We start from the raw sequence: 22,211 nt of genomic DNA, 5'->3' as shown, positions 1-22,211 counted from the left end.
GACAGTAGCGGGACGCGAACCTTCCGGGCGTTTGCAGCTTTCCTCGGGCGATGTCGAGCTGGGTCGGTCGCGACGGTATCGAGGCTTGAGACGGTTGACAGAGCTGCGCGAATGGGGGCAACTGACGCCATCGACAGTTTCCGGTCGCCGGACAGCGGCTGGAATTAAAAGGGAACACGGTGAGGCGTATCCATCAGGGACCGAATCCGTGGCTGCCCCCGCAACTGTGAGAGGAGAGTTGAACCCGAACATGCCACTGGCGTGCACAACGCGCCGGGAAGGCGGGGTTCAGCAACGACCCGAGAGCCAGGAGACCCGCCGCTGATCGTCGTTGCGCCGCCAGGCGTGAACGACACCGTAACCGGACGCCGGGGTGAGCGTCGGGCGGTGAGAAAGGGCAGGGCTTCACCCGCATTCTGCGTCCTTTTTCCACGCCACACATCCCGAGTGTTTCTCGACTTGATCCATTTGGCGCCGGTCCCGGCCCAAAGGTCTATTGAGAGAGACGTCACATGAAACTTCGCAATTTCGATCTCGCCGTTCTTTGCGCGACCATCACCTGCCTGCCGTTTGCGGCCGAGGCACACTTCCAGCTCGCCTATACGCCCGAGGTTAATCTCGCCAAGGCGGGCGATGTGACCTTCAAGCTGCTCTTCTGGCATCCCTTCGAGAACGGCCATGTCATGGACATGGGCCAGCCGGAGGAATTCTACGCCGTCAATCGCGGCAAGAAGATCGATCTCATGGATAGCCTGAAGCCGATCACTTTCGCCGGCTCGGAAAACTCCGCCAAAGCGTTCGAGGCGATGTTGCCGGTCAAGCGTAGCGGCGACTACTTGATGGTTTTGGTGCCCGCTCCCTATTACGAGGAGAGCGAGGACCTCTATATCCAGCAGATCACCAAGAGCTACGTGAACCGCGCCGAGCTTCCGACCGACTGGATGGAACCTCAGGGGCTCGCCACCGAGATCGTGCCGCTTGAGCGGCCGACCAATATCGTTGCCGGGTCCACGTTCACCGGCCGGGTTCTGTCGAACGGCGAACCTGCCGCCGGTGTCGAGATCGAGATCGAATACATGGCGGCGGAGCCTGACATGGTCGCCAATACGCCGAAGGGTACGACCGCCTCGCCGATACCCGGCGGCGCCATCGTCGCGATGTTGGACGAGAACGGCTACTTCACCTTCGGCATTCCGCGCTCCGGGTTCTGGGGCTTTGCGGCTCTCGGCTCCGGTCCGGCCAAGGAGTTCGAAGGCAAGGAGCTGAGCCAGGACGCGGTCCTGTGGATCCGCGCCTACGACATGCAGTGATCGAGCGCTCCGGCGGTCCGCAGGCCATGCGCCGCAGAGTTCCGGGTCGCCGGAGCCATCGTCTTCAAACCGATTTCAAATGATGAGGCCGGACGTGCGTTTCGTTTGCACGCCGTGCCTTCAATGCCTCGAAGGGGCAGGAAAATGTATATTGTCGATGGAGCCCTGGCGACACCCGTGATTGCCGTCGGCACGACACTTGCTGTCGGCGGGCTGGCGCTCGGTCTCAGGTAACTGACGATCGAGAAGATTCCGGTCGCGGGCGTTCTCAGTGCGACCTTTTTCGTCGCTTCCCTCATTCACGTGCCGATCGTGCCTTCCAGCGTCCACCTGATACTCAACGAGCTGGCCGGGCTGGTGCTCGGCTGGGCGGCGTTTCCCGCACTCTTTGTCGGGTTGCTGCTCTAGGCGGTGTTCTTCGGCTTCGGCGGGTGACGGTGCTGGGCGTCAACACACACTCAACATCGCCCTGCCTGCGGTCATCGTCTACTACGTCTGCCGACGGGGCGTGGGCTCGCCCTCGGCCATCGTTGCTGCGCTCTGGGGCGGGGTCGGCGGAGCGTTGTCGATCGCCTTGACGACGCTTTGCGTCGGCGCGGCGCTGGCGTTCAGCGGCGATGCGTTCATTCCCGCCGCCAAGCTCGTTTTCTTTGCTCACATTCCGGTGATGGTCATCGAAGCGTTGCTGAGTGCCGCCGCCGTCTATCTCGCCCACCGGGTCAAGCCCGAGCTCTTCTCCGTCGTCACGCAAAACAGCTAGGCCGCCATGAAAACGCAACTTGCAAAAGCACTCGCCGGCATCGCTCTTCTGCTGTTTGTCGGCAATCCCGCCTGGGCCCACAAGATGATTGCCTCCGTCTATGCGACCGGCGACCATATCGAGGGCGAAATCGGCTTCTCCAACGGCGAAATGGCAAAGAACGCCGAGGTCGATGTTCTCGATGAGGAGAGCAACAAGCTCGCTCAGGTCAAGACCGACGAGGACGGCTTCTTCACCTACAAGCCGACCAAGCGCATCGTTCACATCTTCCACGCCAATCTCGGTGCCGGTCATGTCGCCAATGCGCGTATGGAGGTTGAGGAGCTGCCGGATATCGCCGGGGCGGCCCAACCGAAAGCCGCATCGAAAGCACCTGCGCCTCAGACGAACGGGGCTCCGGCGGCGCAGCCGGTCGCCGTCACGGTGGCGAGCCTGAGCGAGGAAGAGAAGGTGGTTCTTGCCAAGCTCATCCACCAAGAGGTCAAGCCGCTCTATCAGGAGGTTCTGGCGTTGAAGGAGAAGAACGACTTCCAGTTGATCCTCGGCGGCATCGGCTATATCGCGGGTCTGTTCGGTCTCGGCTTCTACATCGCCGCGCGCCGCAAACTCGCCAAGGACTGAGCGCCGAAAGGTCGATCCATGGGACACATCCTCTCCGCCGATCAGCGACAATTATCTGGACCGGAACCGGAGGTCGTCTCCAGTCTGCTGGAGACGCTCGATCCGCGCAGCCGGATCATGGCCGCTGCCGTCTTCTCCATCGCGGTTGTGTCGCTCGACAAACTAACCGCGCTTGTCGCGGCCCTGGTCGTCTCACTCCTTGCCCTGTCGCTGATACGGCTTGCCTGGCGCAATACCCTGCACCGGATGGCGGCGATGGACGGCTTCATCATTTTCATGCTGGTGCTGCTGCCCTTCACCGTGCCGGGGGAGTCGATCTTTCAGGTCTTCGGGTTCGGCGTCAGTCTGGAAGGGATCCTGAAAGCGGTCATGATCGGGCTGAAGGCGAATGCTGTGATTCTGATGCTGATGGTCCTGGTCGGCACGATGGAACCGGTGGCGCTGGGCCATGGCTTTTACCGGCTCAAGGTGCCTGAAACGCTGGTGCATCTGCTGATGTTCACCGTGCGCTACATTGCGGTGCTCCATCAGGAATACGGGCGCATGCGGGCCGCCATGAAGGCGCGGGGATTTCGTCTTACCAACCGTATGCACACCTACCGTTCGCTCGGCTATCTCGTCGGCATGATGCTGGTGCGCTCCGTCGACCGGTCCGAACACATTTTCGCGGCGATGCGCTGTCGCGGGTTCAACGGCACCATCCATCTTGTCGATGATCCGCGCTTTTGCCGCGCGGACTGTGTTTTTGCGGCGCTGGCTCTGGGCGTCGTGCTTTTGCTGTTTGTATTGGAGGTCGCGCCTGGCGCGGCTTATTGAGCTTACCGATATCCGGTTTTCCTATCCCGGTCATTCGCCGGTCCTGAACGGCGCCGCGCTCACCGTGTCTGCGGGGGGACGGGTCTGCATCTCCGGTTATAATGGGGCGGGCAAGAGCACGATGCTCAAGCTGATCGTCGGCCTGTTAAGGCCGGATAGCGGCCGCACCCTCGCCTTTGGAAAGGAACGGGTGCGGGAAGAGGATTTCCACGAGGTGCGGTGCCAGGCGGGCTTCGTGTTTCAGGATCCCGACGACCAGCTCTTCTGCCCGACGGTGGCCGAGGACATCGCCTTCGGCCCGCTCAATCTCGGCAAGAGCAAGGATGAGGCGCGTGCCATCGTCAATCGGGTGCTGGACCAGCTCGATCTTGCCTATCTGCGTGACCGGATCACCTACAAGCTGTTGGGCGGTGAAAAGCGGCTGGTTAGTCTGACCTCCGTTCTTGCCATGGATCCGCAGGTGCTGTTGCTCGACGAGCCGACCAATGCGCTGGACGAACGCAACGAGGCGCGCTTGCGGGAAATCCTGAAAGACCTGCCGCAGGCGATGGTCATCGTCTCGCACGATGCGGATTTCAGAGAGAACCTCGGCACCCGTGCCCTCCACATGACGGGCGGCGTTTTGCAGCCGATCGCCTGATGCGGGCCGCGGCCACCAAACAATTCCGGTCACAGGCCTTCTATGTGCATTCGTCGTTCAGGACTTCGACCAAAGCGTTGTGAAATGGCTCTTCTCTTATCCCATCTCAGGGGATAGGATAGCCATATGAAACACGCCACGCACGATGACATCGTCAAGCGCCTAAAACGGGCGTCCGGCCATCTGACCAAGACCATTGCGATGATCGAGGCGGAACGTCCTTGCGTCGACGTCGCCCAGCAGTTGCATGCGGTCTCGCGCGCCATCGAACAGGCCAAGCGCGCCTTCATCCACGATCACATCGACCATTGCCTTGAAGGCAGCGCCGGGGAGGGCGCGGATCGGGCCGATCTCGTGGCTGAATTCAAGGAAATCTCGAAGTATCTGTGAAGGTGGGGGAGGCTTATGGATCTGAGCGAAGCGATCACGCGCGGCAGCGCCAATCCGGTCTTGCTCTTCGCCATGGCGTTCGTGCTCGGCGCGCTGCACGGGCTAGAGCCGGACCATTCCAAGACCATGATGGCGGCCTACATCATCGCCATCAAGGGGACGGTGTCACAGGCCATGTTGCTCGGTCTCTTCACCGCGACCTCGCATGTCACCATCGTCTGCGTGCTGGCCATTCTCGGGCTGAAATACGGGAACGAGCTGATCGGCGAGGATCTGGAACCCGTGCTGATGATCGTATCCGGCGGGATCATCGTTGCGATCGGGGTGTGGGTGTTTACTCAGGCGTGGTGGCAACCGCGGGCGAAAGCCGAACTGCGCGCGCGGGATCATCACCATCACGGCCATTCTCATGGTCATGAACACGCGGCCGTCCATGCGCATGATCATGATCATGATCATGAGTACGCCGTCCCTCACAGTCATCACCATGATGCGCATGACCATCACATTTCCGGCGATGCGCATGCCCGCGCTCATGCGCGGGAACTCGAGGCGTGGGTCGGCGACGGTCGGACCTCAACTCTTCAGACCGTCTTTTTCGGATTGTCGGGTGGGTTGATCCCGTGTCCGGCGGCCATCACGGTGCTGCTGCTATGCCTGCAGCTCAAGAAGATGGCGCTCGGGCTGACGCTGGTGAGTGCGTTCAGCATCGGGCTGGCGGCGGTTCTGGTCGCCGTCGGTGTGGTTAGTGTGGTGGGGATCCGCTTTGCGACCCGTCGGGCGCCGTGGCTCGATGAGCTTCTTGCCAAGGCGCCATTTGCCTACTCGATCCTGATCGTGCTGCTGGGGCTCGTGATGATCTTCGCGGTTGCGGCACACATGCCCCACCAGTAGGTGGCAAGGGGAAAGCGCGGTTTCCCGCGCCTCCCGTGTTCGTCCGCTCGTCGATCAGTCCGGCTTGCGGAAGAGCTGGATGCTCCGGCAAGATTTCCGGCATCGGCCGCATCCACCCAGCTCTGGAGCCCGGCGGCCATCTTGTCGAGATACTCGGCTGATGCGCCTTCGCTGCGCAGCTTGTCGTAGTTCGACAGCAGTTCCTCGCGAACCCGGAAGTAGTGGGTGCCAAGCTGGCCGACCATGTCGCGCTGTTCCACCGTTTCAAAGCCCAGCGCCTCGGCGGCCTCGCGGTAGAAGCGCGGCGAGCCCAGGCTTTTGCCGGCTTTTCCGGAATGTCCTCGAAGACGCCGTGGACGACGCGGATCCTGTCGGCAAAGCCCTTCTGGCGGTTGCGGTGACGGTTGGTGTCGTTCTGAAACTTGGAGATGTTCAGGCAGACGGCCGAGCCGCCGTTCTCGCCGATCACCTTGCGCATGGCACCGCCATAGCCCGACCCGATGTCGAGGATGGTCGTGTCGTCACCGAGCTTCGGCAGCATCTTCACCATCTCATCGATGGTCAGATCGGAGGCCGTGCGGATGTCCTTCGTCGTGTCGTAGATGCCGACGTGGAGATCCTGACCGCCCCAGACGAGGCTGTAGAAGGTGTCAGCGTCGTCGCTGTCATAGTAGCTCTCGGCCAACTTCGCGGATATCGCTTTCGCCCTCCGCGGTCGTTCCTCCGCCCCAGCGCACCAGATGCAGGCTCGATTTCTCCGCGATGTGAATGAAAAAATCGGGATCTTCCTCTGCATAGGTTTCCTGGAAATGGCCATAGGTGCGTATGCGCTCGAAGCCTGCTTCGGAGAGAAGGCGGCGCATGTCGTTCTTGCGGATCGGGCACATATTGAGCGTGTACTCTGATCCGTCGGGAAAGCTGTATTTGAAGCGGGCGAAGCCTTCGTCGATGAATTCCGGCTCAGTGGTCACCTTGTCCACGGCATAGTAATATTTGTGCTTGGAGGAGAAGCCATGATCGAACATCGCATCGTAGTTGCGCTGGTCGATGATCAGGATGCCGTCATGCTTCAGTGCGGCGTAGAACTCCGCCAGCGCGCGGCGGCGGTCCTTTCCCTCGTGCAGGTGCGCGAAGGAATTGCTGAGGCAGATGATGGCGTCGTACTTACCTTGGATGTCGCGGTTCAGCCAGCGCCAGTCGGCCTGCACCGTCTTCAGAATCATGCCGCGCTTCTGACCGTTCTCGAAAGCCTTGGCGAGCAAGGTGGCGGACCCGTCGGCCGAGGTCACGTTGAAACCGGAACGGGTCAGGCGCACGGAATGGAAACCGGTGCCCGTGGCCACGTCGAGGACCGTCTCCTTGCCGCGCGCCCGCAACACGTCGACGAAGAACTGGCCTTCGCTTTCAGCGCGCGCGTCCCAGTCGATCAGTTCGTCCCACTTCTCCACGAAGGACATGATGTATTCGCCCCGGTAAAGGTCGATCTTTCAGTCGGCGGTCGGATCCTGGCCGTAGGTCTGTTCGTCCAGTTCCAGTTCAGCGTTTTGCGAGTGATACGCTGTGCGCATGTGGGAAGCCTCCTCTTTCGAACTTCGCTTTGCGCTTGACATCGGCGGGGAACACATGTCTCCCGCCCGCCGACGACGCCGGCGGATTGAACGGGGATGTCGTCCTGTTCGCGTCCGGCCGGTAAGGCGCCGTAATGCGCACGAAATCGCCCGAAAGCCGACGGACACGTCGACGGGGTGGACCGGACGGGATGGCGATGAGAGCACGCGGTGCGCGTTCGCAAGGGGTTGCGCGAAGCGCCCGGCCGACGCCGCTGGCCGACCCGTCAAGGCGCTGCTTCAAGATGAAGCTTTGGATGGACGCCTTGATCTGCTCTCTAGCCTAGGATGCGGTGGAGGGTAACAGCCGGAATCTCAAATTCAACAGCCGCTGCGACGAGATGTCATAAATCTTCCGTTGATATGTCCGTAACTGTATGAGTTATAAAGCTAAATTTAAAAGCCTGAAAAACTTGAGACAACTTCTCTTTCTTCGAAATAAAACATATAGATCAAGGCGATAAAACATAGAAATATATTTTTATATATTAATATTATTCCCGATCTGGAATCATTTATCGTCTTAATTGTACGCGGGGCTCCGCGCCCGGTAAGGCTGCCGTCAGCGGAGGGGTGGGGGCGTCTGGACCCGTCTTTCAAGGACCAAATGGGCGTCCGTTCTCTCAAGCAGTGGGCGTGCGGAAGTATATGGTCAGAAATGACGTTGCGTAAAAATTCTTTTAAATAAATGCTAGATACAAAAAGTGACCCAACGTCAATATTTGTGTTGCTCTACCCGGATGGCGGAATTCTGCCGTGTTTGACGTAACGCAACGGAATGTCGCAGAAGGGTCTTTTGCCCATGACCGAGAGTTATGATGGGCTCCTTGTCGCGCCGGTAGTCGAGACAGGCCCGCGACGAAGTTCCGTATCTGCCCGAGTTGGTATCCACCCGAGTCAGCATATGGCTTCGTGTTCGCTTCGTCGAAAGGGTGGCGGTAACGCCATGCCGACGCTGATACCAACGAACTATGGGAGGTCCAGCAATGAAGCGAGGGATAGCATGCGAGATGGCTGCCGAGGGACTCGGCACGTTCATCCTCGTACTGTTCGGTGTTGGATCCGTCGCCGTGTCGGTATGGACCGGATGGCTCAGCCTCTGGCCTGTTTCCATGATGTTTGCTCTGGGCGTCGCTTTCGGCGTCTATGTGTCGGCCAAGATGACCGGCGGGCCACATCAACCCCGCAGTGACCATCACGATGGCGGTCTTCATGGGGTTCCCCTGGTCGAAGGTTGCTCCCTACATCATCGCTCAGTTCATTTGCGCCATGCTGGCGGCTGCAGCGATCTACTGGTTCTACGCGGACATCATCGCGGTATTCGAGGCTGGCAAGGAGATCATTCGCGGTCAGTCCGGTAGTCAGCTTTCCGCCATGGGTTTCGGTACCTATGCGCCCAACCCCGCTTTCTTCGGATCAACACCGGAAGTGTTTGCCCAGGTCTCTCTGACGAAATGGTTCCTGTCGGAGGCCTTCACCACGGCAATTCTGGTGTTCGGCGTTCTCTATCTGACCGATCCCCACAATACGGCGGCCCCGTCGGCCAATCTGGTTCCGTTCTTCATCGGTCTTCTCGTTGCAGCTCTCGTGGCTTACGAGGCGCCGATCTCCATGACGGCGATGAACCCGGCACGCGACCTCGGTCCGCGGATCATGTCCTACTTGTTCGGCTGGGGGGAAATCGCGTTGCCCGGTCCGCGTGGTGGCTGGTGGATTCCCACCGTCTCCACGATCATCGGCGGCCTCGTCGCCGGTGCGTTCTATCACGGTTACTACAAGTCCGTGTTCGAAGCCTATGACGCGGGCGAAACGTCAGATTAGGAGAAGTGCAGATGAAAAAGCTCATCAATAACGCCGAGGACGTCGTCGTTGAACAATTGAAAGGGTTCGGAGCCGCTCATTCGGAGGTCGAGGTTCATTTCGATCCCAATTTCATGTCCGTGGCAGGCGGCATTTCGGGTCGCGTGGCGGTCATGTCGGGCGGTGGATCGGGCCACGAACCGCTGCACGGCGGGTTCGTCGGCTATGGCATGCTGGATGCTGCCTGCCCGGTATCGGTCTTCACCTCGCCCACACCCGATCAGATGTACGAGGCGGGTAAGGCGGTCAATGGCGGCAAGGGTATCCTGCAGATCGTCAAGAACTACACCGGCGATGTCATGAACTTCCAGATGGCCGCCGACATGTTGCGCGACGATGGCATCGAGGTCCACAACATCATCATCGACGACGACGTGGCGCTGAAGGATTCGCTCTACACGGCCGGGCGTCGCGGTCTGGGCACGACGGTGTTTGCGGAGAAAATCTGCGGCGGCGCATCGCTTGAAGGCTACGACCTCGACAAGCTCGCCGCCCTTTGCAAGAAGGTGAACATCCACGGCAAGTCCATGGGTATGGCGCTGACGCCCTGCACAACGCCGCAAAACGGTACGCCGAGCTTCGAACTCGCCGAAGACGAGATCGGCATCGGCATTCACGGCGAACCGGGGGTGGAGCGCACCAAGATCAAGTCGGCCGACGGGATCACCGAGACCCTGCGCAAGCACATTTTCGAGGACGAGGCCTATACGCGGCAATTGTCCAAATGGGATGTGGAAAAGGGCGACTGGGTGGACACCGAGGTCAAAGACATCACATTTGAAAAGGGCGATGAAATGATCGCTCTGGTGAATGGCATGGGCGGCACGCCCGTGTCGGAACTCTATACGGTGTACAACAAGCTGGCCGAATTGGCCGGGGGTCATGGCGTGAAGATCGTCCGCAATCTTGTCGGCAACTACATCACGTCGCTGGAAATGGCTGGCATGTCGATCACGTTTCTGAAGGTGGACGACGAACTGCTCCGTCTCTACGACGCTCCCGTCAACACGCCGGCGCTGCGTTGGGGAGTGTGAATTGATGACGGAAGTGCTTACCGGTGCCACCGTTCGCAAGTGGATCGAGAAGACGGCGGAAGTGATGGCCGAGAACCGCAGCTATCTGACGGAACTCGATTCAGCCATCGGTGATGCCGACCACGGCAACAACATGGACCGCGGCTACAAGGTTGTGGTCGAGAAGTTGCCCGAGGGCGATGACATCGGGGCGCTTTTGAAGGCGGTGTCGATGGCCTTGATTTCCAAGGTTGGTGCCGCCGCCGGTTCGCTCTACGGCACCATGTTCCTGCAGGCCTCTAAGCCTCTCATCGGTAAGAGCGAAATCGGCTTCGAGGAGACGGCGCAGTTCTTCGACGATGTGGTGGCCGGCGTGAAGTTGCGCGGCAAATCCGATGTAGGCCCGTGCCCATCGCGGCGGCAGGCGGCATCGACGGCCCGTACGCGCCGCTCGGCACCGATGCGATCCGCATCATGGATGCGATCCATGAGGTGATGAGCGATCAGGGCGTGCTGATCTTCACCGATCTCGGATCGGCCACGCTGAATGCGGAAATGGCGCTCGACCTGCTCGATGACGAAGAGCGGGAAAAGGTGCAGATCGCCGAGGCCCCGCTGGTCGAAGGCGTTCTCGCCGCCACAGTTCAGATTGCCTCTGGCGGCGACATGGCCGCAACGATTGCGAAGGCACGCGCGACCGCGCGTGCCTTCGTGGATGAGGCTGCCGGTGCCGGTGAACCTGCCGCAGAGGCGGGGGCGGATGAGGGCGCCACGCGCACCTTCCGCATCAAGACCGTGCACGGGTTTCACGCTCGCCCGACCGCGCTTTTCGTGCAAACCGTCAACTGTTTCGACGGGGCGGTGAGCCTCACCAACCTGACCAAGGCCAAACCGGCGGCGAACGCAAAATCCATCAATGGGGTCATGCTGTCGGAGGTTGGTGGCAACGACGTCATTCGCGTGACCGCCGATCCGTCCGTGGCCGAGGATCTCTTTTCTGTGATCAAAGACCTCGTCTCCTCCAACTTCGGCGAGGCAGAGCGCGCGCCCGATGTCCCGGACGAAGAGCCGGAAGCGGCCAGTGCAGCCGAACCCACGCCCGAGTCTGAAACGCTTACCAGCGGCACGTTGCAGGGCGTAACGATCGCCAAGGGCTTTGCGCATGGGCCGATCCGCCAGATCCGCCGCGCGTTGCCCGATGCAATTGAGGCGGTGCCGGTTGAGGACAAGGACGCCGAAATTGAACGGTTTCATGCCGCGCTGTTGGCGGCGGAAAGCGAACTTCGCGCGGCACTCGATGCCAAGGGTGACGGCATTGCCGCTTACGACCGCAAGATTTTCGATGCGCACATCGCGTTTCTTCAGGACCCCGCGCTTCTGGAGCCGGTGAAGACCGGCATTCGCGACCGCGGTGTTTCGGCCGCTGCACTCTGGCGCGATGCGGTGGAGGATCTGTCGAAGACCTATCGCGGGCTCGGCGATCCGATCCTGAAGGCGCGCGGCGAGGACGTGATCGACGTCGGGCTTCGCGTCCTGCGCCATCTCAATGGTGAGGCGGGCGAGGGAACGGATACGCAGGAAGCGACGATCCTGGCCTTTGACGATCTCAGGCCTTCGGATGTTCTGACGCTCGATCCGGATAAGGTGCTGGGCATCGCCTCGGTCTATGGCGGCAAGACCTCGCATGCGGGCATTCTGGCAAGTGGCCTGCCGATCCCGGTGGTCTTCGGTCTCGGGATCGATCTCACCGGCATTGCCGACGGCACGGATGTGCTCATCGACGGCGGCAAGGCGGAACTCACCGTCGCGCCTGATGCGGATCTTCTTGACAGGATCGAGGAAGAGCGCAAGCGGCTTGAGGCGCGCCGGGCCGAGGCCCAGGCCGTCAAGAACGATCCGGCGGTGAGGAAGGACGGCGAGCGCGTGTGCGCGGCCGCCAATCTCGCCTTGCTGGAAGAGCTGGAGACGGTCGCAAACAGCGGGGCGGAGGAAGTCGGGCTGTTACGCACCGAGTTCCTGTTCATGCGCCGCGAGACGGCGCCGTCGGAAGACGAGCAATGCGATATCTACCGGCAGATGGTGGAAGGACTGAACGGTGGCGCGCTCACGGTTCGTACCGTCGATATCGGCGGCGACAAGCCGGTTGCCTACATGGATCGGCCAGACGAGGAGAACCCCAATCTCGGCTGGCGAGGCATCCGCTATTCGCTGGACGAGCCGGATCTCTTCGAGAGCCAGTTGGCCGCAATCCTCAGGGCGAGCGCACACGGTCCGGTGCGGATCATGTTCCCGCTTGTCTCCACGCTTGCCGAAGTGACAGCCGGAAAGGCGGCGGTGAAGACGGTCAAGGCGAGGTTGAAGGAGCGTGGTCAGGCTTTCGATGAGGCAATAGAGGTCGACATCATGATCGAGGTGCCAGCGGCGGCCGAACGGGCCTCGCTGCTGGCTTCCCACGTCGATTTCTTCTCCATCGGCACCAACGATCTGACGCAATACGTGATGGCGTCGGACCGAGCCAATCCGAAGGTGCAGAAGCTCTGCGATCCCTTCGATCCGGCGGTGCTGGCGATGATCGACCGGTCGATCGGTGCGGCCCACAAGGCCGGTATCTGGATCGGCATGTGCAGCGCGATGGCGGGCGATCAGCTGGCCGTGCCCGTTCTGCTGGGGCTGGGGCTCGACGAGTTCTCCATGGCAGCGGCCGATGTCGCGGAATTCAAGCTGATGCTGAAGGGCTTGAGCCGGGCGGAGTGCGAGGCGCTGGCGAAGAAGGCGCTGACATAGGAAAGCGCTGCGGCGGTGCGGGAGCTTGCGGCCGAAGCTGTATGATCTGCGGCGCCGGGGGATTTGAAAGTCGTGGCCCATCCTTCGAGACGGCTCTTCGAGCCTCCTCAGGATGACGTTATCGTGTTGTTATTTCGGCGAAATCATCAACATTCACAACGTCATCCTGAGGAGCCGTCGCAACAAGACGGCGTCTCGAAGGATGGGCCGCCTCGTTTGAGCGCGCACGTCAGCGTAAATCCCTCCACCGTCATCCCCCGCCGAAGGCCGGGCAATGACGGCGGGAAAATGGGGGCGGAGTCATCAGACCCCGCTCCTACTCAGGTCATTTCATCACTTCGGTCCAGATCGCGGTGTAAATTTTCTGAACCTTCGGCGGGCAGGTCGGCAGGAACTGGCCCGTGCTTGCCAATTCTTCAAGCACGTTAATTTCCGGTGCTGTCTTCATTTCTTCGGGCATGAATTCCTGCGAACCGTCGATGCCGTTGGCGTAGCCTGCGAAGGTGGAGATCATCGCGGCGTTTTCCGGATCCATGATGAAGTTCATGAAAAGCTTGGCGTTTTCGACGTTCTTGGCGTCCTTGAGGATGGCCGCGGAATCCATCCTCACCGGATAGCCTTCCTGTGGTAGCCGTAGGCGACGTCCGGGTTCTTCAGGCGCACGCGGTAGCTCGAACCCGACCAGTTGACCGAGGTTAGAACGTCATTGTTCGACATCTTTTCGGTCATGCCGTAGTTCATCGACAGCCATTTCGGCTTCGCGGCGACCAGCAGGTTGCGCACCTTCTTCAGAACCGTCTTGTTTTCGGTGCAGACGCCGCCGCCTGCATACCAGACGGCCATCGCCATGACGTCCGACATTTCCGGGATCACGTTGACCTTGCCAACGAGTTCCTCCGGCGGATCCATGAATATGGCCGAGGTGTTGATGTCGCCGGAATAGGTTGTCTTGTTGACGGAAACGCCGGTGGTTCCCCATTGCCAGGGCGCGGAATAGTGGCGGTTCGGATCCCACGGCACGTCCTGCCAGCGCTTGGAGACGTTCTTGAAGTTCTCCATTTGGTCGGGGCGTGATTCCAGCAGCAGGTCCTTGCCGACGAAGATCGGGACGTAGTTGGCGGAGGGACGACGATGTCGAAGCCGTGTCCGCCCGCTGCCACCCTGGTCAGTGCGGTCGTGTTGGAATCGTAGTCCGTGATGGTGACCTTGACGTCGAACTTTTCCTCGAACTTCTTGATCAGGTCGGGGCTCGTGTAGTTGCCCCAGTTGTAGATGTTCAGTTCGCCCTCTGCATGGGCGAGGCTCGTTGCTGCGAGCAGGGCTTCGGCAGCGATCAGCAGGGAACGGTAACGCATTGTCTCTCTTCCTCCATTGGTGTGGGGGTCAGGTAGTCTTGTTTCGCTTGCGGGTCAGAATGAAGAACAATGTGAGCAGGGCGACGGTGATGGCGAGCAGCACCGTGGAGATCGCGTTGACTTCGGGTGTGATCGAGCGCCGCAACTGGCCGAACATGTAGGTGGGCAGGGTGTCCTGGCCCGCCGACTTGACGAATTCGGTGATGATCACGTCATCGAGCGAAAGCACGAAGGCGAGCATGGCGCCGGCTGCGATGCCCGGCGTCATCAGGGGCAGCATCACCCGTCGGGATGCCCGCCACGGCGTTGCGTAGAGATCGGCGGCTGCCACCTCCAGCACCGTGTCCATGCCCTCAAGACGCGCCCGGATTGGCAGATAGGCAAACGGCACGCAGAAGGCGGCGTGCGCCGCGATCAGGTAGCCAAGTCCCGAATAGCCGGTCGCGACCCGGATCATGGAAAAGAAGATCAGCAGCGCCACGGCCGTGACGATCTCCAGCACCGTCAGCGGCTGGTTGATCAGCAGGTAGATGGTCGTGATCAGTCATAGGGCTTCTCCCGCGACGTGACGCGCACGTAGAACATCAGGCCGATGCCGACGATGATGAGCAGCAGCATCGACAGCGATGCGCCGAGCGGCCAGTTGCGTCCCTGTCCGAACTGCAGCTCGATGAAGCTGCCGATCATCATGTGCTTGCCGCCGCCGAGCACGCGGGGCGTCACGTAGGCGCCGAGGGAGGGCATGAAGACGAGGATCGATCCGGCGATGATGCCCGGTTTGACGAGCGGCAGGATTTTACCTTGCGCAGAACCATCCATCGTCCCGCGTAAAGGTCGTACACCGCCTCCACGAGACGGAAGTCGAAGCGCTCTAGCGAGGCGTAGAGCGGCAGCACCATCAGCAGCAGGTAGACGTAGGCCATGCCGATGAGGACGGCGGTGTTGGAATAGAGGATCTGGATCGGCTCCGCGATGAGCCCCGCCTTCATCAGCACCGCGTTCATCAGGCCGTTGTTAAGGATCACTTCCATGATCGCGAAGGTGCGGATGAGGAGGCTGGTCCAGAACGGGATGGTGATCAGAAAGAGCCAGATCGCGCGCTGGCGCGTGGCGCGGGTGGCGATGAAATAGGCGGTCGGAAAGCCGAGCAGGAAGGTGATCAGCGTTGTCAGTAACGAGAGGCTCGCCGAGCGCCAGAAGATTGTGAGATGGGCGTCAGCAAGACCGAGCGTGTCGTCGAAGATATCCCGGGTGAATAGGATCTCGATCCATGCGTCGAATGTCGGGATCCATTTGACGCCGCTGTAGTCGCCGGGTGTGAGGAACGAATAGATCAGTACGATCGCCAGCGGGCCGGAGGCTGCAAACAACAGCAGGATCACGGCGGGCAGCGACAACAGCCAGTTGCGCTTCGTGCGCGCGGCGTTTGCCTGGGCCTCCTGATCCTCGGCGGCGGTGCCGGATATCTCGATCGCGCTCATGGCATCTCCCTCAGCACCTGCACCGAGCCCTCCCAGAACTGAACGCCGACGCGCGTGCCATTGGCGAATTCTTCCGAATGGGCGAGCGTTTTCTGGAACTGCGCGACGACTGTTTCTCCGTCATCGAGCAGGAGATGGGTGTGCGTGTCGGTGCCGAAATAGACCGTGTCGGTCACCGTTACGGGGATGGCGTTGGTCTCGGTCTCGTCCACGAGGCGGACCTGTTCCGGCCGGATCGCGACCGTCACCTTGCCGGAGCGTGGCCCGTCGGCGGGAAGCACGGCTTCCATGTCGAGCCTGCCGCCGATCAGAACGCGGGCGGTGTCCGCGACGGCGGAGGTGATCGCGGCGGTGAGGAAATTGGATTCGCCGATGAACCCGGCCACGAAGCGGTTTGCCGGGCGATCGTAGATCTCGCGCGGCGTGCCGACCTGCAACGGTTTGCCGGAACTCATCACCGCGATGCGGTCCGACATGGTCAGCGCTTCTTTCTGATCGTGGGTGACGAAGACGAAGGTGATCCAGGTCTCGATCTGCAGGCGCTTCAGCTCGCGCTGCATTTCTTTGCGCAACTTCAGGTAGAGTGCGGAAAGCGGTTCATCGAGGAGCAGAACCTTCGACCTCGGTGCAAGGGCGCGGGCAAGCGCCACGCGCTTTTGCTGGCCGCCGGAAATCTCGCTGGTCTTGTGGTGGGCCATCGTCTCCATGCGCACCATGGCGAGCATCTCGTTGACGGTCGCGGAGATTTCCGCCTTCGGCCTGTCGAACATTTTCAGCCCGAAGACGATGTCCTGGGCGACGGTGAGATGAGGAAAGAGCGCGTAGCTCTGGAAGACGGTGTTGACGGGCCGTCGATAGGGCGGCTCGTTCGATATGTCGTTGCCGTAGAGAAGAAGCTGACCGGATGTCGGCGCCTCGAAGCCCGCGATCAGCCGCAGCAACGTGGGCTTGCCGCAACCCGATGGCCCGAGGAGCGTGAAGAACTCGTTCTCGCGGATTTCCAGCGAGACCTCGTCGAGCACCCGGACTTCCCTGTCGCCGGACCCGAATATCTTGGAGATTTTTCTTGTTTCGATCGCTGCGGCTGGCACCAAAGCTCTTCTGAAACGGACCTTGCCGTATTCCGGTTCACATGGAGTGGTTGCGCTTTCTTGACCCTGTTGTGATGGGATTTTCAGGGTTTAACGTCTGATGTGATAGCGGACTTGCGGAGTATCTGTTCACGTGAACTGGAAGGTGTTCCGTTCCAACCTTTCTCGGTTGTTGTTCTGACGGATAAGCGCGCGCAGCCTTGCCGAGGCCCGACTACTAATTCCATCGTTATTTTTAGATATACTAGGCCAACTTAGCGTCAGAAGACCAGCCTATTATTCCGACGCTTTGCGATTAATGCGGAGGCACATTCCCGATGCAGGAAGGTTTCTTCCGAGACGCGCCGAACGTGCGATGTGGGAGACGCGTGGCAGGCAGTATTGGGAAGTCGTCATCTTCGCCAATTCCCGCTCGCTGTTACATGAATATATTGTTACGTTAAATAACAAAACGAAATTCCGCAAAGGAATACCTAAAAATACCCGGAGAAGGGAACGTTCGTGAATATGATCAACAGAATGATTCTGACTGCCGTTCTGGCGGCAGCCACCTCGCTCGGTGCGCTGACGATGGCATCTGCGGTCGAGCTTCATCTCGCCCATTGGGTGCCTGCGAGCCACCCGATCCAGAAATTCGGCATCGATCCGTGGGTGAAGGCGGTGGAGGAGGCGTCGAACGGGCGTATCCACATCACCATCTTCCCCGTCCAGCAGCTGGGGGCTGCGCCCGATCACTACGACATGACGCGCGACGGCATTGCCGATATCGGCTACGTCAATCCGGGCTACACGGCCGGACGATCCCCGATGGCCTCGCTGATCGAGATCCTGTTCCTTGCCAACAACGCCAAGGCCGGGGTCCATGCGATGCACGAGTGGTATCTCGACTACGTCGAAAAAGAGATGTCTGAGGTCAAGCTGTGCGTGATGAACCCGCACGATCCCGGCACGATCCATTCCCAGACGCCCGTGCACGTGCCTGCCGACGTGAAGGGCATGAACGTGCGCCCCGCCAACGCCACCATTGCCCGCTTTTCGTGCATCTTCTGGGCGGTGCGAGCGTGCAGGTCTCCGCACCGGAGGCGCGCGAGGCGCTGGCCAAAGGGACGGCGGATGCCATCACCTTTCCGTGGAACTCGATCTACATTTTCGGCATCGACAAGGAGACGACCCATCACCTCGACATACCGTTCTACGAGTCCCTGCAGACCCTGGTGATCAATCGCGGCATCTATGAGGGGCGCTTGCGCCGGAGGACAAGAAGGTCATCGACGAGCACTGCACGCCGGAATGGTCGGAGAAGTTCTCGATCGGCTGGGCCGATAACTAGGCGAGCGGCCGACAGAAGATGATCGAGTCCGAAGAGCACACGCTCTACAAGCCGAACGATGAAGAGGTCGCGCTCTGGAAGGCAACGGCTGCGCCGACGCTCGACGAGTGGAAAAAATCGGTGGCCTCCACCGGCATCGATGCCGACAAGGCCTATGCGGATTACATCGCCACGCTGAAGAAATACGACTCGCTCTTTCAGTAGGGGCCGGCAATCGAAAATCAGAGCCCGGGTCCGAGATAAGTGCTCGGGCCTTTTTCATTTTGAGGCAGAAGATGGTTGCGTGCGTTGCCCATCCTTTGAGATGGCCCTTACGGGCCTCATCAGGATGACGTTGTGTATGTTGATGGTTTCATAGACCCAACAACCCGATAACGTCATCCTGAGGAGGCTACGAAGCAGCCGTCTCGAAGGATGGGCAACACACGCTCTGGTAATACTGAGCCCGCCTCGTCACCTCCCTCAGGCCGTCGGGTGAATGAACGGCCAGGGCGGGATTTCCTCGGCCGAGTCGGCCATCATCTCGATCAGGGCCAGAGCATCGTTCGCGATGGCCTCGCGCAAGACCGGGCGCAGTTCTTCCGGAGACGAGATCTGGTGGCCTGCCATGCCGAAGGAATGTGCCAACTCCATGAAGTCCGGGTTCTCCAGCTTCGAGGCGATGTCGCGGCCTTCAAAGCCCGTCTGCTGGTCGCGCAGCACGTTGCCGTAGACGTTGTTGTTGAAGACGATGGTGACGACGCCGAGCCCGTATTGTTTTGCGGTGGCAAGCTCCTGCACGCCGAACAACAGGCCGCCGTCGCCGGTGACGGAGACGACCGGCCGGTCCGGATTGGCGGCCTTGGCGCCGAGCGCCGTCATGAAGCCGAAGCCTAGCGTGCCCTGGAACCCAGCCGAGATGAAACTGCGCGGCCGCAGCACTGGGAAGGCGAAATAGGAGGTGAAGCCCGCCTGGCACAGCTCCTCCACGAATATTCCCTCAAAGGGAAGTTCCTCGCGGATGACATGCAGATAGTCGACATGCGGGCGAATGCTCGCAGTTTCCGTCGCCGCGCTCAGCTTGCCGGAGGCGACGGCCTCCGGCACCGTGTGGGGCTTGTGACCGGAATGGCCCAGCGCCGTCAACAGCGCTTCCGTAGCTTCCTTGGCATCGTCGACAACGGCGGTGTGCGGCTTCAGCCGGTTCATTTCCGCCGGATTGATGTCGATGCGGATGAGGTGCGGCGGGGCCTCGGGGGCATCGATCAGCTTGCCCATGCCGGACCAGCGCATGTCGGGCATCTCAAGACGAGAACCGATGCCGATGAGGAGATCCGTCTCCGGCTAGTAGCGATAGGCGGCATAGGAGGAAAGCTCGAGCGGGCGATTCTCCGGTATGATGACCCGGCCGGAGCGCAAGGCTGCCACGGGCGTGCCGATTTCCTCGGCCAGTGCGCGTACGGTGGCGGCCGCGTGCTGGGCGCCGCCACCAACCATGATCATCGGCCGCTTGGCCCATTTGATCCGCTCCGCGGCCTCCGCGATGGCTTCGGCAAGCGGCGGGACGGGATCGTCCGGCTCAGTTCCGTCCATTGGGTAGACGCGCTCGCTGGAGGCCATCGTGTCCCAGGCCATTTCGACCGTGACCGGGCCGGGACGTCCGGACAGCATCTGCCGGAATGCCTCGTTGAGGATATGCGGCGCATCGGCGGGGCGCTTGATGCGGGTGGCCCATTTGACGATCGTGCGCAGCGTTCCGAGTTGGTCGGGCAACTCGTGCTGGTGACCGCGGCCGAGCCCGATGAAGGGCGTGGGAATTTGTCCCGTCACCATCAGTACCGGGGCGTTGCAGCCAGCGGCCGTGCACAGGGCACCCATGGTGTTGAACGCCCCGGGGCCGGGCACGACGAAGAAGACGCCGGGCTGTCCCGTTGAACGGGCGTGCCCGAAGGCCATGTAGGCGCAGGCCTGTTCATGCCGCGCGCCGACGGTGCGGATGCGATCGCTGTGTTTGTAGAGGGTATCGAAGAGCGGATACATCTGCGCGCCGGGCAGGCCGAAAACCGTGTCGACGCGGTTGGCAAGAAGCGCGGAAACGATCGCTTCGCCGCCGGTCATGATGCGTCCGTCAAGGGAATGGGTCACGGATGTTTCTCCCGGAAATGATTGGGCCGATTTGATCCGCCCGGGGCCAGTGTCGTCAATCCGCCGGATGTCACACGCGGGCGATGATGCGGACGGAGGGCGCGCGACGGGCGGCGTACCGTCATTCACTGCGAAATACCGAACAGGGCGCGGAATCGGTCAAGGTTCTCCTCGGACGGTTTCATTGGGTCCGTAGCCGGGTTCCGGCAGCGGCTGGACCAGGTCCCAATGTTCTCCGCCATCAGGCCGTCGGCGTTGAAGCGCATGAAGTCGGCGATGACGACCTGCGGTAGGAGCTTGTGCAGGGTGACGACATCGCCGCTGGCAAAGAGCTGGATCGCCCGCCACTCGCGCCAGCCGGGGCGCTTGTGGGCGATCTGCGTGATGTAGGCGCGGAGACCTTCGCGCCCATGTCCGATGCCTGGCGTGTGTTGGATGTAGTCCGGGGCCACCATCGTATCGATCAGGCTCAGATCTCCGCCGTGCATGCACTTGTCCATGAAGGTCAGCAGCGCATGCTCGTTGGCGGTGAGGTCGGTGCGTGCGAAGGGATCGTACGGGTTGGGATAGGCCATGGACGCTCCCGTCACGGTGCGATGATGGGCTGGGCGGCGAGCGTCGAGGGCACGGGCTCCACGTCGGTGAAGAGGCTTCCCTCCTCAAACCAGCTTCGCGGTGCCGGCGCTCCCCACAGGGTCTGGCGCTGCGGGTCCTTCAGGTCCCACTTGATCGGCTCCAGATCCGGATCAACCGTCTGATAGTTCGGAGCAATAGATCTCGATGCGGTGGCTGTCGGAATCTCGGACATAGAGGAAGAAGGCGTTGGAAATGTCGTGCCGCCCCGGTCCGCGCTCGATATTGGCGAGGTAACCGGTGGTCGACATCAGATCGAGCAGGTCGATGATGTTGAGCGGCGTGGGCACCCAGAAGGCGGTGTGATGGAGGCGGGGGCCGCGTCCGTTGGTGAAGGCGATGTCGTGCACGCCGCCCTTGCGGTGGGTCCAGGCGGCCCACAGTTTCTCCATCTCCTCGTCCTCGGTGTATTCGGTGACGCGGAAGCCGATCTTGTCGACATTCGGCGAGAAGGTGTTAAAGTGACCGATGCGCAGCGGCTTCACGCCCTTGTAGAGCACGTATTTCTGATGGATCGGTGGCAGACGATCCATCTGCACGTAGGATTCCAGCGGAATGCCGTGTGGATCTTAGGTGCGCAGCGTGCGCGACTGGAAGGGCCGTTCCACCCAGGTGACGGGAAGTCGCCGGTTGCGGAAGAAGGCTTCGGCCATGTCGAGATCCTGCTCACGGTAGAGCTTGAAATCCAGATGATCGGCGCGCGGGTCGTCGCCCTGCTTCAGGATGATGCAGTGGTGGCCGCGTTCCTCCATGGCGCGCAGGTAGATCTCGTCGTCGTCTTCATGGGTGACCTGAAGGCCGAGCGTGTCGACATAGAAGGCGCGCGAGGCGGCAAGGTCCGTGACGATGAATTCAACATGGCTGAGCCGCACGATGTTGAAGGGCGGATAGAGGTTCGGCGTGGGTATCGGCATCTGGTCCTCCCGGAGACGGCCTCTCCCCGCGGGCCGTCGCGATCTGTTTTTGGCGGGCCTTTGAAGAGGCCCGCTTCTGTTTCCAACTATGGGCAGATACGCGGATGTGACGTTGTGGAATATTAAAGGTGCAAGGTGAGGGCGGGCGCGATGACAAGGCGGGGTGGGCGGCAGGCTCAGCTTTCGTCGCGCAGGCGGGCGTGCATGGTGTTGCGACGCCAGCTCAACGGGCGGCCGATCTCTCGGATTTCAAGTGACAGGGCGAAATGTGGGGTCTTGAACAGCGGCTCCAGATAGGCCTCGACGGCGGCGAAAACCGCCTCGCCGATCGATTTCTGAATTTCTTCGGGGCGCAGAACCATGTCGAGGAAGGCATTCTGGGCCATGCCGTCGGCAATGGCGTAGACCTCGCACCGGATCGCGCGCACCCGGATCGCGCCGGGCTCGAAGATGCCCGTGGCCAGTATGGTCGTGCGAACCTCCTCGCACAAACCCACCAAATCGATGCGCCGATCCAGATTGGCGGAATATTCGATCGTGAAATGCGGCACGAAACGACCCTCCCAAATCGCCTCAACTTCTTCAGTT

The 22,211-nt window shown here is 61.0% G+C and carries 22 protein-coding genes, 5 pseudogenes and 1 riboswitch; of the genes and pseudogenes, 15 read left to right on the top strand and 12 right to left on the bottom strand.

Annotation, left to right across the window (positions count from 1 at the left end; translation table 11 throughout):
• The first annotated feature begins 117 nt into the window (after positions 1 to 117).
• A riboswitch (cobalamin riboswitch) is annotated at positions 118 to 338 on the top strand.
• A 174-nt stretch (positions 339 to 512) separates the two neighbouring features.
• From QNJ43_RS12515 to QNJ43_RS12480, 8 genes are all read left to right on the top strand, one after another.
• Positions 513 to 1,310 (top strand): DUF4198 domain-containing protein, encoded by a 798-nt coding sequence (locus QNJ43_RS12515; protein ID WP_300470464.1) that lies wholly within the window; start codon positions 513 to 515, stop codon positions 1,308 to 1,310.
• Positions 1,311 to 1,613: 303 nt separating this feature from the next.
• Positions 1,614 to 1,718 carry an energy-coupling factor ABC transporter permease gene (locus tag QNJ43_RS12510; RefSeq protein ID WP_300470462.1) on the top strand — a complete coding sequence of 35 codons (105 nt, stop codon included), beginning with the start codon at positions 1,614 to 1,616 and terminating at the stop codon, positions 1,716 to 1,718.
• 100 nt (positions 1,719 to 1,818) lie between these two features.
• Positions 1,819 to 2,070, top strand: a complete 252-nt coding sequence (locus QNJ43_RS12505; RefSeq protein WP_300470460.1) for an energy-coupling factor ABC transporter permease — start codon at positions 1,819 to 1,821, stop codon at positions 2,068 to 2,070.
• A 6-nt stretch (positions 2,071 to 2,076) separates the two neighbouring features.
• Positions 2,077 to 2,691, top strand: a complete 615-nt coding sequence (locus tag QNJ43_RS12500; protein ID WP_300470458.1) for a cobalt ABC transporter permease — start codon at positions 2,077 to 2,079, stop codon at positions 2,689 to 2,691.
• Between the two features lie 18 nt (positions 2,692 to 2,709).
• Positions 2,710 to 3,507 (top strand): cobalt ECF transporter T component CbiQ, encoded by a 798-nt coding sequence (cbiQ, locus tag QNJ43_RS12495; RefSeq protein WP_300470456.1) that lies wholly within the window; start codon positions 2,710 to 2,712, stop codon positions 3,505 to 3,507.
• Positions 3,431 to 4,147 carry an ABC transporter ATP-binding protein gene (locus QNJ43_RS12490; protein ID WP_300470454.1) on the top strand — a complete coding sequence of 239 codons (717 nt, stop codon included), beginning with the start codon at positions 3,431 to 3,433 and terminating at the stop codon, positions 4,145 to 4,147. Before cbiQ ends, QNJ43_RS12490 begins: the two co-directional genes overlap by 77 nt.
• A 126-nt stretch (positions 4,148 to 4,273) precedes the next feature.
• Positions 4,274 to 4,537, top strand: a complete 264-nt coding sequence (locus QNJ43_RS12485) for a metal-sensing transcriptional repressor (RefSeq protein ID WP_300470452.1) — start codon at positions 4,274 to 4,276, stop codon at positions 4,535 to 4,537.
• A gap of 15 nt (positions 4,538 to 4,552) precedes the next feature.
• On the top strand, positions 4,553 to 5,431 hold the full coding sequence (locus QNJ43_RS12480) for a nickel/cobalt efflux transporter (RefSeq protein ID WP_300470450.1): 879 nt from the start codon (positions 4,553 to 4,555) through the stop codon (positions 5,429 to 5,431).
• Here QNJ43_RS12480 and QNJ43_RS12475 read toward each other — a convergent pair.
• Positions 5,359 to 5,676 carry a hypothetical protein gene (locus tag QNJ43_RS12475; RefSeq protein WP_300470681.1) on the bottom strand — a complete coding sequence of 106 codons (318 nt, stop codon included), beginning with the start codon at positions 5,674 to 5,676 and terminating at the stop codon, positions 5,359 to 5,361. The two genes, QNJ43_RS12480 and QNJ43_RS12475, sit on opposite strands and share 73 nt — an antisense overlap.
• Between QNJ43_RS12475 and QNJ43_RS12470 the strand changes: the two genes are divergently transcribed.
• Positions 5,653 to 5,832, top strand: coding sequence for a hypothetical protein (locus tag QNJ43_RS12470; protein WP_300470679.1), 180 nt, complete (start codon positions 5,653 to 5,655; stop codon positions 5,830 to 5,832). The two genes, QNJ43_RS12475 and QNJ43_RS12470, sit on opposite strands and share 24 nt — an antisense overlap.
• Here QNJ43_RS12470 and QNJ43_RS12465 read toward each other — a convergent pair.
• Positions 5,817 to 6,116 (bottom strand): annotated as a pseudogene (locus tag QNJ43_RS12465) (SAM-dependent methyltransferase); the annotation flags it as partial. The gene QNJ43_RS12470 and the pseudogene QNJ43_RS12465 sit on opposite strands and share 16 nt — an antisense overlap.
• Positions 6,097 to 6,888 carry a class I SAM-dependent methyltransferase gene (locus tag QNJ43_RS12460; RefSeq protein ID WP_300470448.1) on the bottom strand — a complete coding sequence of 264 codons (792 nt, stop codon included), beginning with the start codon at positions 6,886 to 6,888 and terminating at the stop codon, positions 6,097 to 6,099. The gene QNJ43_RS12460 and the pseudogene QNJ43_RS12465, both read right to left, overlap by 20 nt.
• A gap of 1,326 nt (positions 6,889 to 8,214) precedes the next feature.
• Between QNJ43_RS12460 and QNJ43_RS12455 the strand changes: the two genes are divergently transcribed.
• Genes QNJ43_RS12455 through ptsP form a run of 4 tightly spaced genes read left to right on the top strand, consistent with a single transcriptional unit; the run spans position 8,215 to position 12,695 of the window.
• Positions 8,215 to 8,859, top strand: a complete 645-nt coding sequence (locus tag QNJ43_RS12455; RefSeq protein ID WP_300470657.1) for an MIP/aquaporin family protein — start codon at positions 8,215 to 8,217, stop codon at positions 8,857 to 8,859.
• A gap of 11 nt (positions 8,860 to 8,870) precedes the next feature.
• On the top strand, positions 8,871 to 9,932 hold the full coding sequence (dhaK, locus tag QNJ43_RS12450; RefSeq protein ID WP_300470445.1) for a dihydroxyacetone kinase subunit DhaK: 1,062 nt from the start codon (positions 8,871 to 8,873) through the stop codon (positions 9,930 to 9,932).
• 4 nt (positions 9,933 to 9,936) lie between these two features.
• Positions 9,937 to 10,407, top strand: a complete 471-nt coding sequence (locus QNJ43_RS12445) for a DAK2 domain-containing protein (protein ID WP_300470443.1) — start codon at positions 9,937 to 9,939, stop codon at positions 10,405 to 10,407.
• Entirely contained in the window at positions 10,317 to 12,695 is a 2,379-nt protein-coding gene (gene ptsP, locus QNJ43_RS12440; RefSeq protein ID WP_300470440.1) for a phosphoenolpyruvate--protein phosphotransferase, read from the top strand. Before QNJ43_RS12445 ends, ptsP begins: the two co-directional genes overlap by 91 nt.
• 325 nt (positions 12,696 to 13,020) lie before the next feature.
• Here the strand turns inward: ptsP and QNJ43_RS12435 are convergent.
• The 4 genes and pseudogenes from QNJ43_RS12435 to QNJ43_RS12420 all read right to left on the bottom strand — a co-directional run bounded on the left by QNJ43_RS12435 (position 13,021) and on the right by QNJ43_RS12420 (position 16,553).
• A pseudogene (locus QNJ43_RS12435) lies at positions 13,021 to 14,050 on the bottom strand (extracellular solute-binding protein).
• 28 nt (positions 14,051 to 14,078) lie between these two features.
• Positions 14,079 to 14,617: pseudogene (locus QNJ43_RS12430) on the bottom strand (ABC transporter permease); the annotation flags it as partial.
• A 3-nt stretch (positions 14,618 to 14,620) separates the two neighbouring features.
• A pseudogene (locus tag QNJ43_RS12425) lies at positions 14,621 to 15,531 on the bottom strand (ABC transporter permease); the annotation flags it as partial.
• On the bottom strand, positions 15,528 to 16,553 hold the full coding sequence (locus QNJ43_RS12420) for an ABC transporter ATP-binding protein (RefSeq protein WP_300470437.1): 1,026 nt from the start codon (positions 16,551 to 16,553) through the stop codon (positions 15,528 to 15,530). The pseudogene QNJ43_RS12425 and the gene QNJ43_RS12420, both read right to left, overlap by 4 nt.
• Before the next feature lie 576 nt (positions 16,554 to 17,129).
• On the opposite strand from QNJ43_RS12420, the gene QNJ43_RS12415 reads away from it, so the two are divergent.
• Together QNJ43_RS12415 and QNJ43_RS12410 are read left to right on the top strand one after the other, a co-directional pair.
• Positions 17,130 to 17,840, top strand: coding sequence for a hypothetical protein (locus tag QNJ43_RS12415; protein WP_300470436.1), 711 nt, complete (start codon positions 17,130 to 17,132; stop codon positions 17,838 to 17,840).
• 130 nt (positions 17,841 to 17,970) lie between these two features.
• Entirely contained in the window at positions 17,971 to 18,156 is a 186-nt protein-coding gene (locus QNJ43_RS12410; RefSeq protein WP_300470433.1) for a hypothetical protein, read from the top strand.
• 258 nt (positions 18,157 to 18,414) lie between these two features.
• Here QNJ43_RS12410 and QNJ43_RS27135 read toward each other — a convergent pair whose 3' ends face one another.
• From QNJ43_RS27135 to QNJ43_RS12390, 5 genes and pseudogenes are all read right to left on the bottom strand, one after another.
• Positions 18,415 to 19,224, bottom strand: a complete 810-nt coding sequence (locus QNJ43_RS27135) for a thiamine pyrophosphate-dependent enzyme (protein ID WP_346432963.1) — start codon at positions 19,222 to 19,224, stop codon at positions 18,415 to 18,417.
• Between the two features lie 51 nt (positions 19,225 to 19,275).
• The gene (locus tag QNJ43_RS27130; RefSeq protein WP_346432962.1) at positions 19,276 to 20,076 is read right to left on the bottom strand and encodes a thiamine pyrophosphate-binding protein; all 801 of its coding nucleotides are present in this window, start codon (positions 20,074 to 20,076) and stop codon (positions 19,276 to 19,278) included.
• 125 nt (positions 20,077 to 20,201) lie between these two features.
• Positions 20,202 to 20,651, bottom strand: a complete 450-nt coding sequence (locus QNJ43_RS12400) for a nuclear transport factor 2 family protein (RefSeq protein WP_300470431.1) — start codon at positions 20,649 to 20,651, stop codon at positions 20,202 to 20,204.
• Between the two features lie 11 nt (positions 20,652 to 20,662).
• Positions 20,663 to 21,623: pseudogene (gene hpaD, locus QNJ43_RS12395) on the bottom strand (3,4-dihydroxyphenylacetate 2,3-dioxygenase).
• 176 nt (positions 21,624 to 21,799) lie between these two features.
• Positions 21,800 to 22,174: a 5-carboxymethyl-2-hydroxymuconate Delta-isomerase gene (locus tag QNJ43_RS12390; protein ID WP_300470428.1), complete on the bottom strand. Its 375-nt coding sequence runs from the start codon at positions 22,172 to 22,174 to the stop codon at positions 21,800 to 21,802.
• Between the last annotated feature and the right edge of the window lie 37 nt (positions 22,175 to 22,211).

Source organism: Breoghania sp., from assembly GCF_030066895.1.
Taxonomy (GTDB): domain Bacteria; phylum Pseudomonadota; class Alphaproteobacteria; order Rhizobiales; family Stappiaceae; genus Breoghania.
The sequence above is the reverse complement of the archived record's forward strand: the minus strand, read 5'-3'. Positions and strand labels throughout refer to the sequence as shown.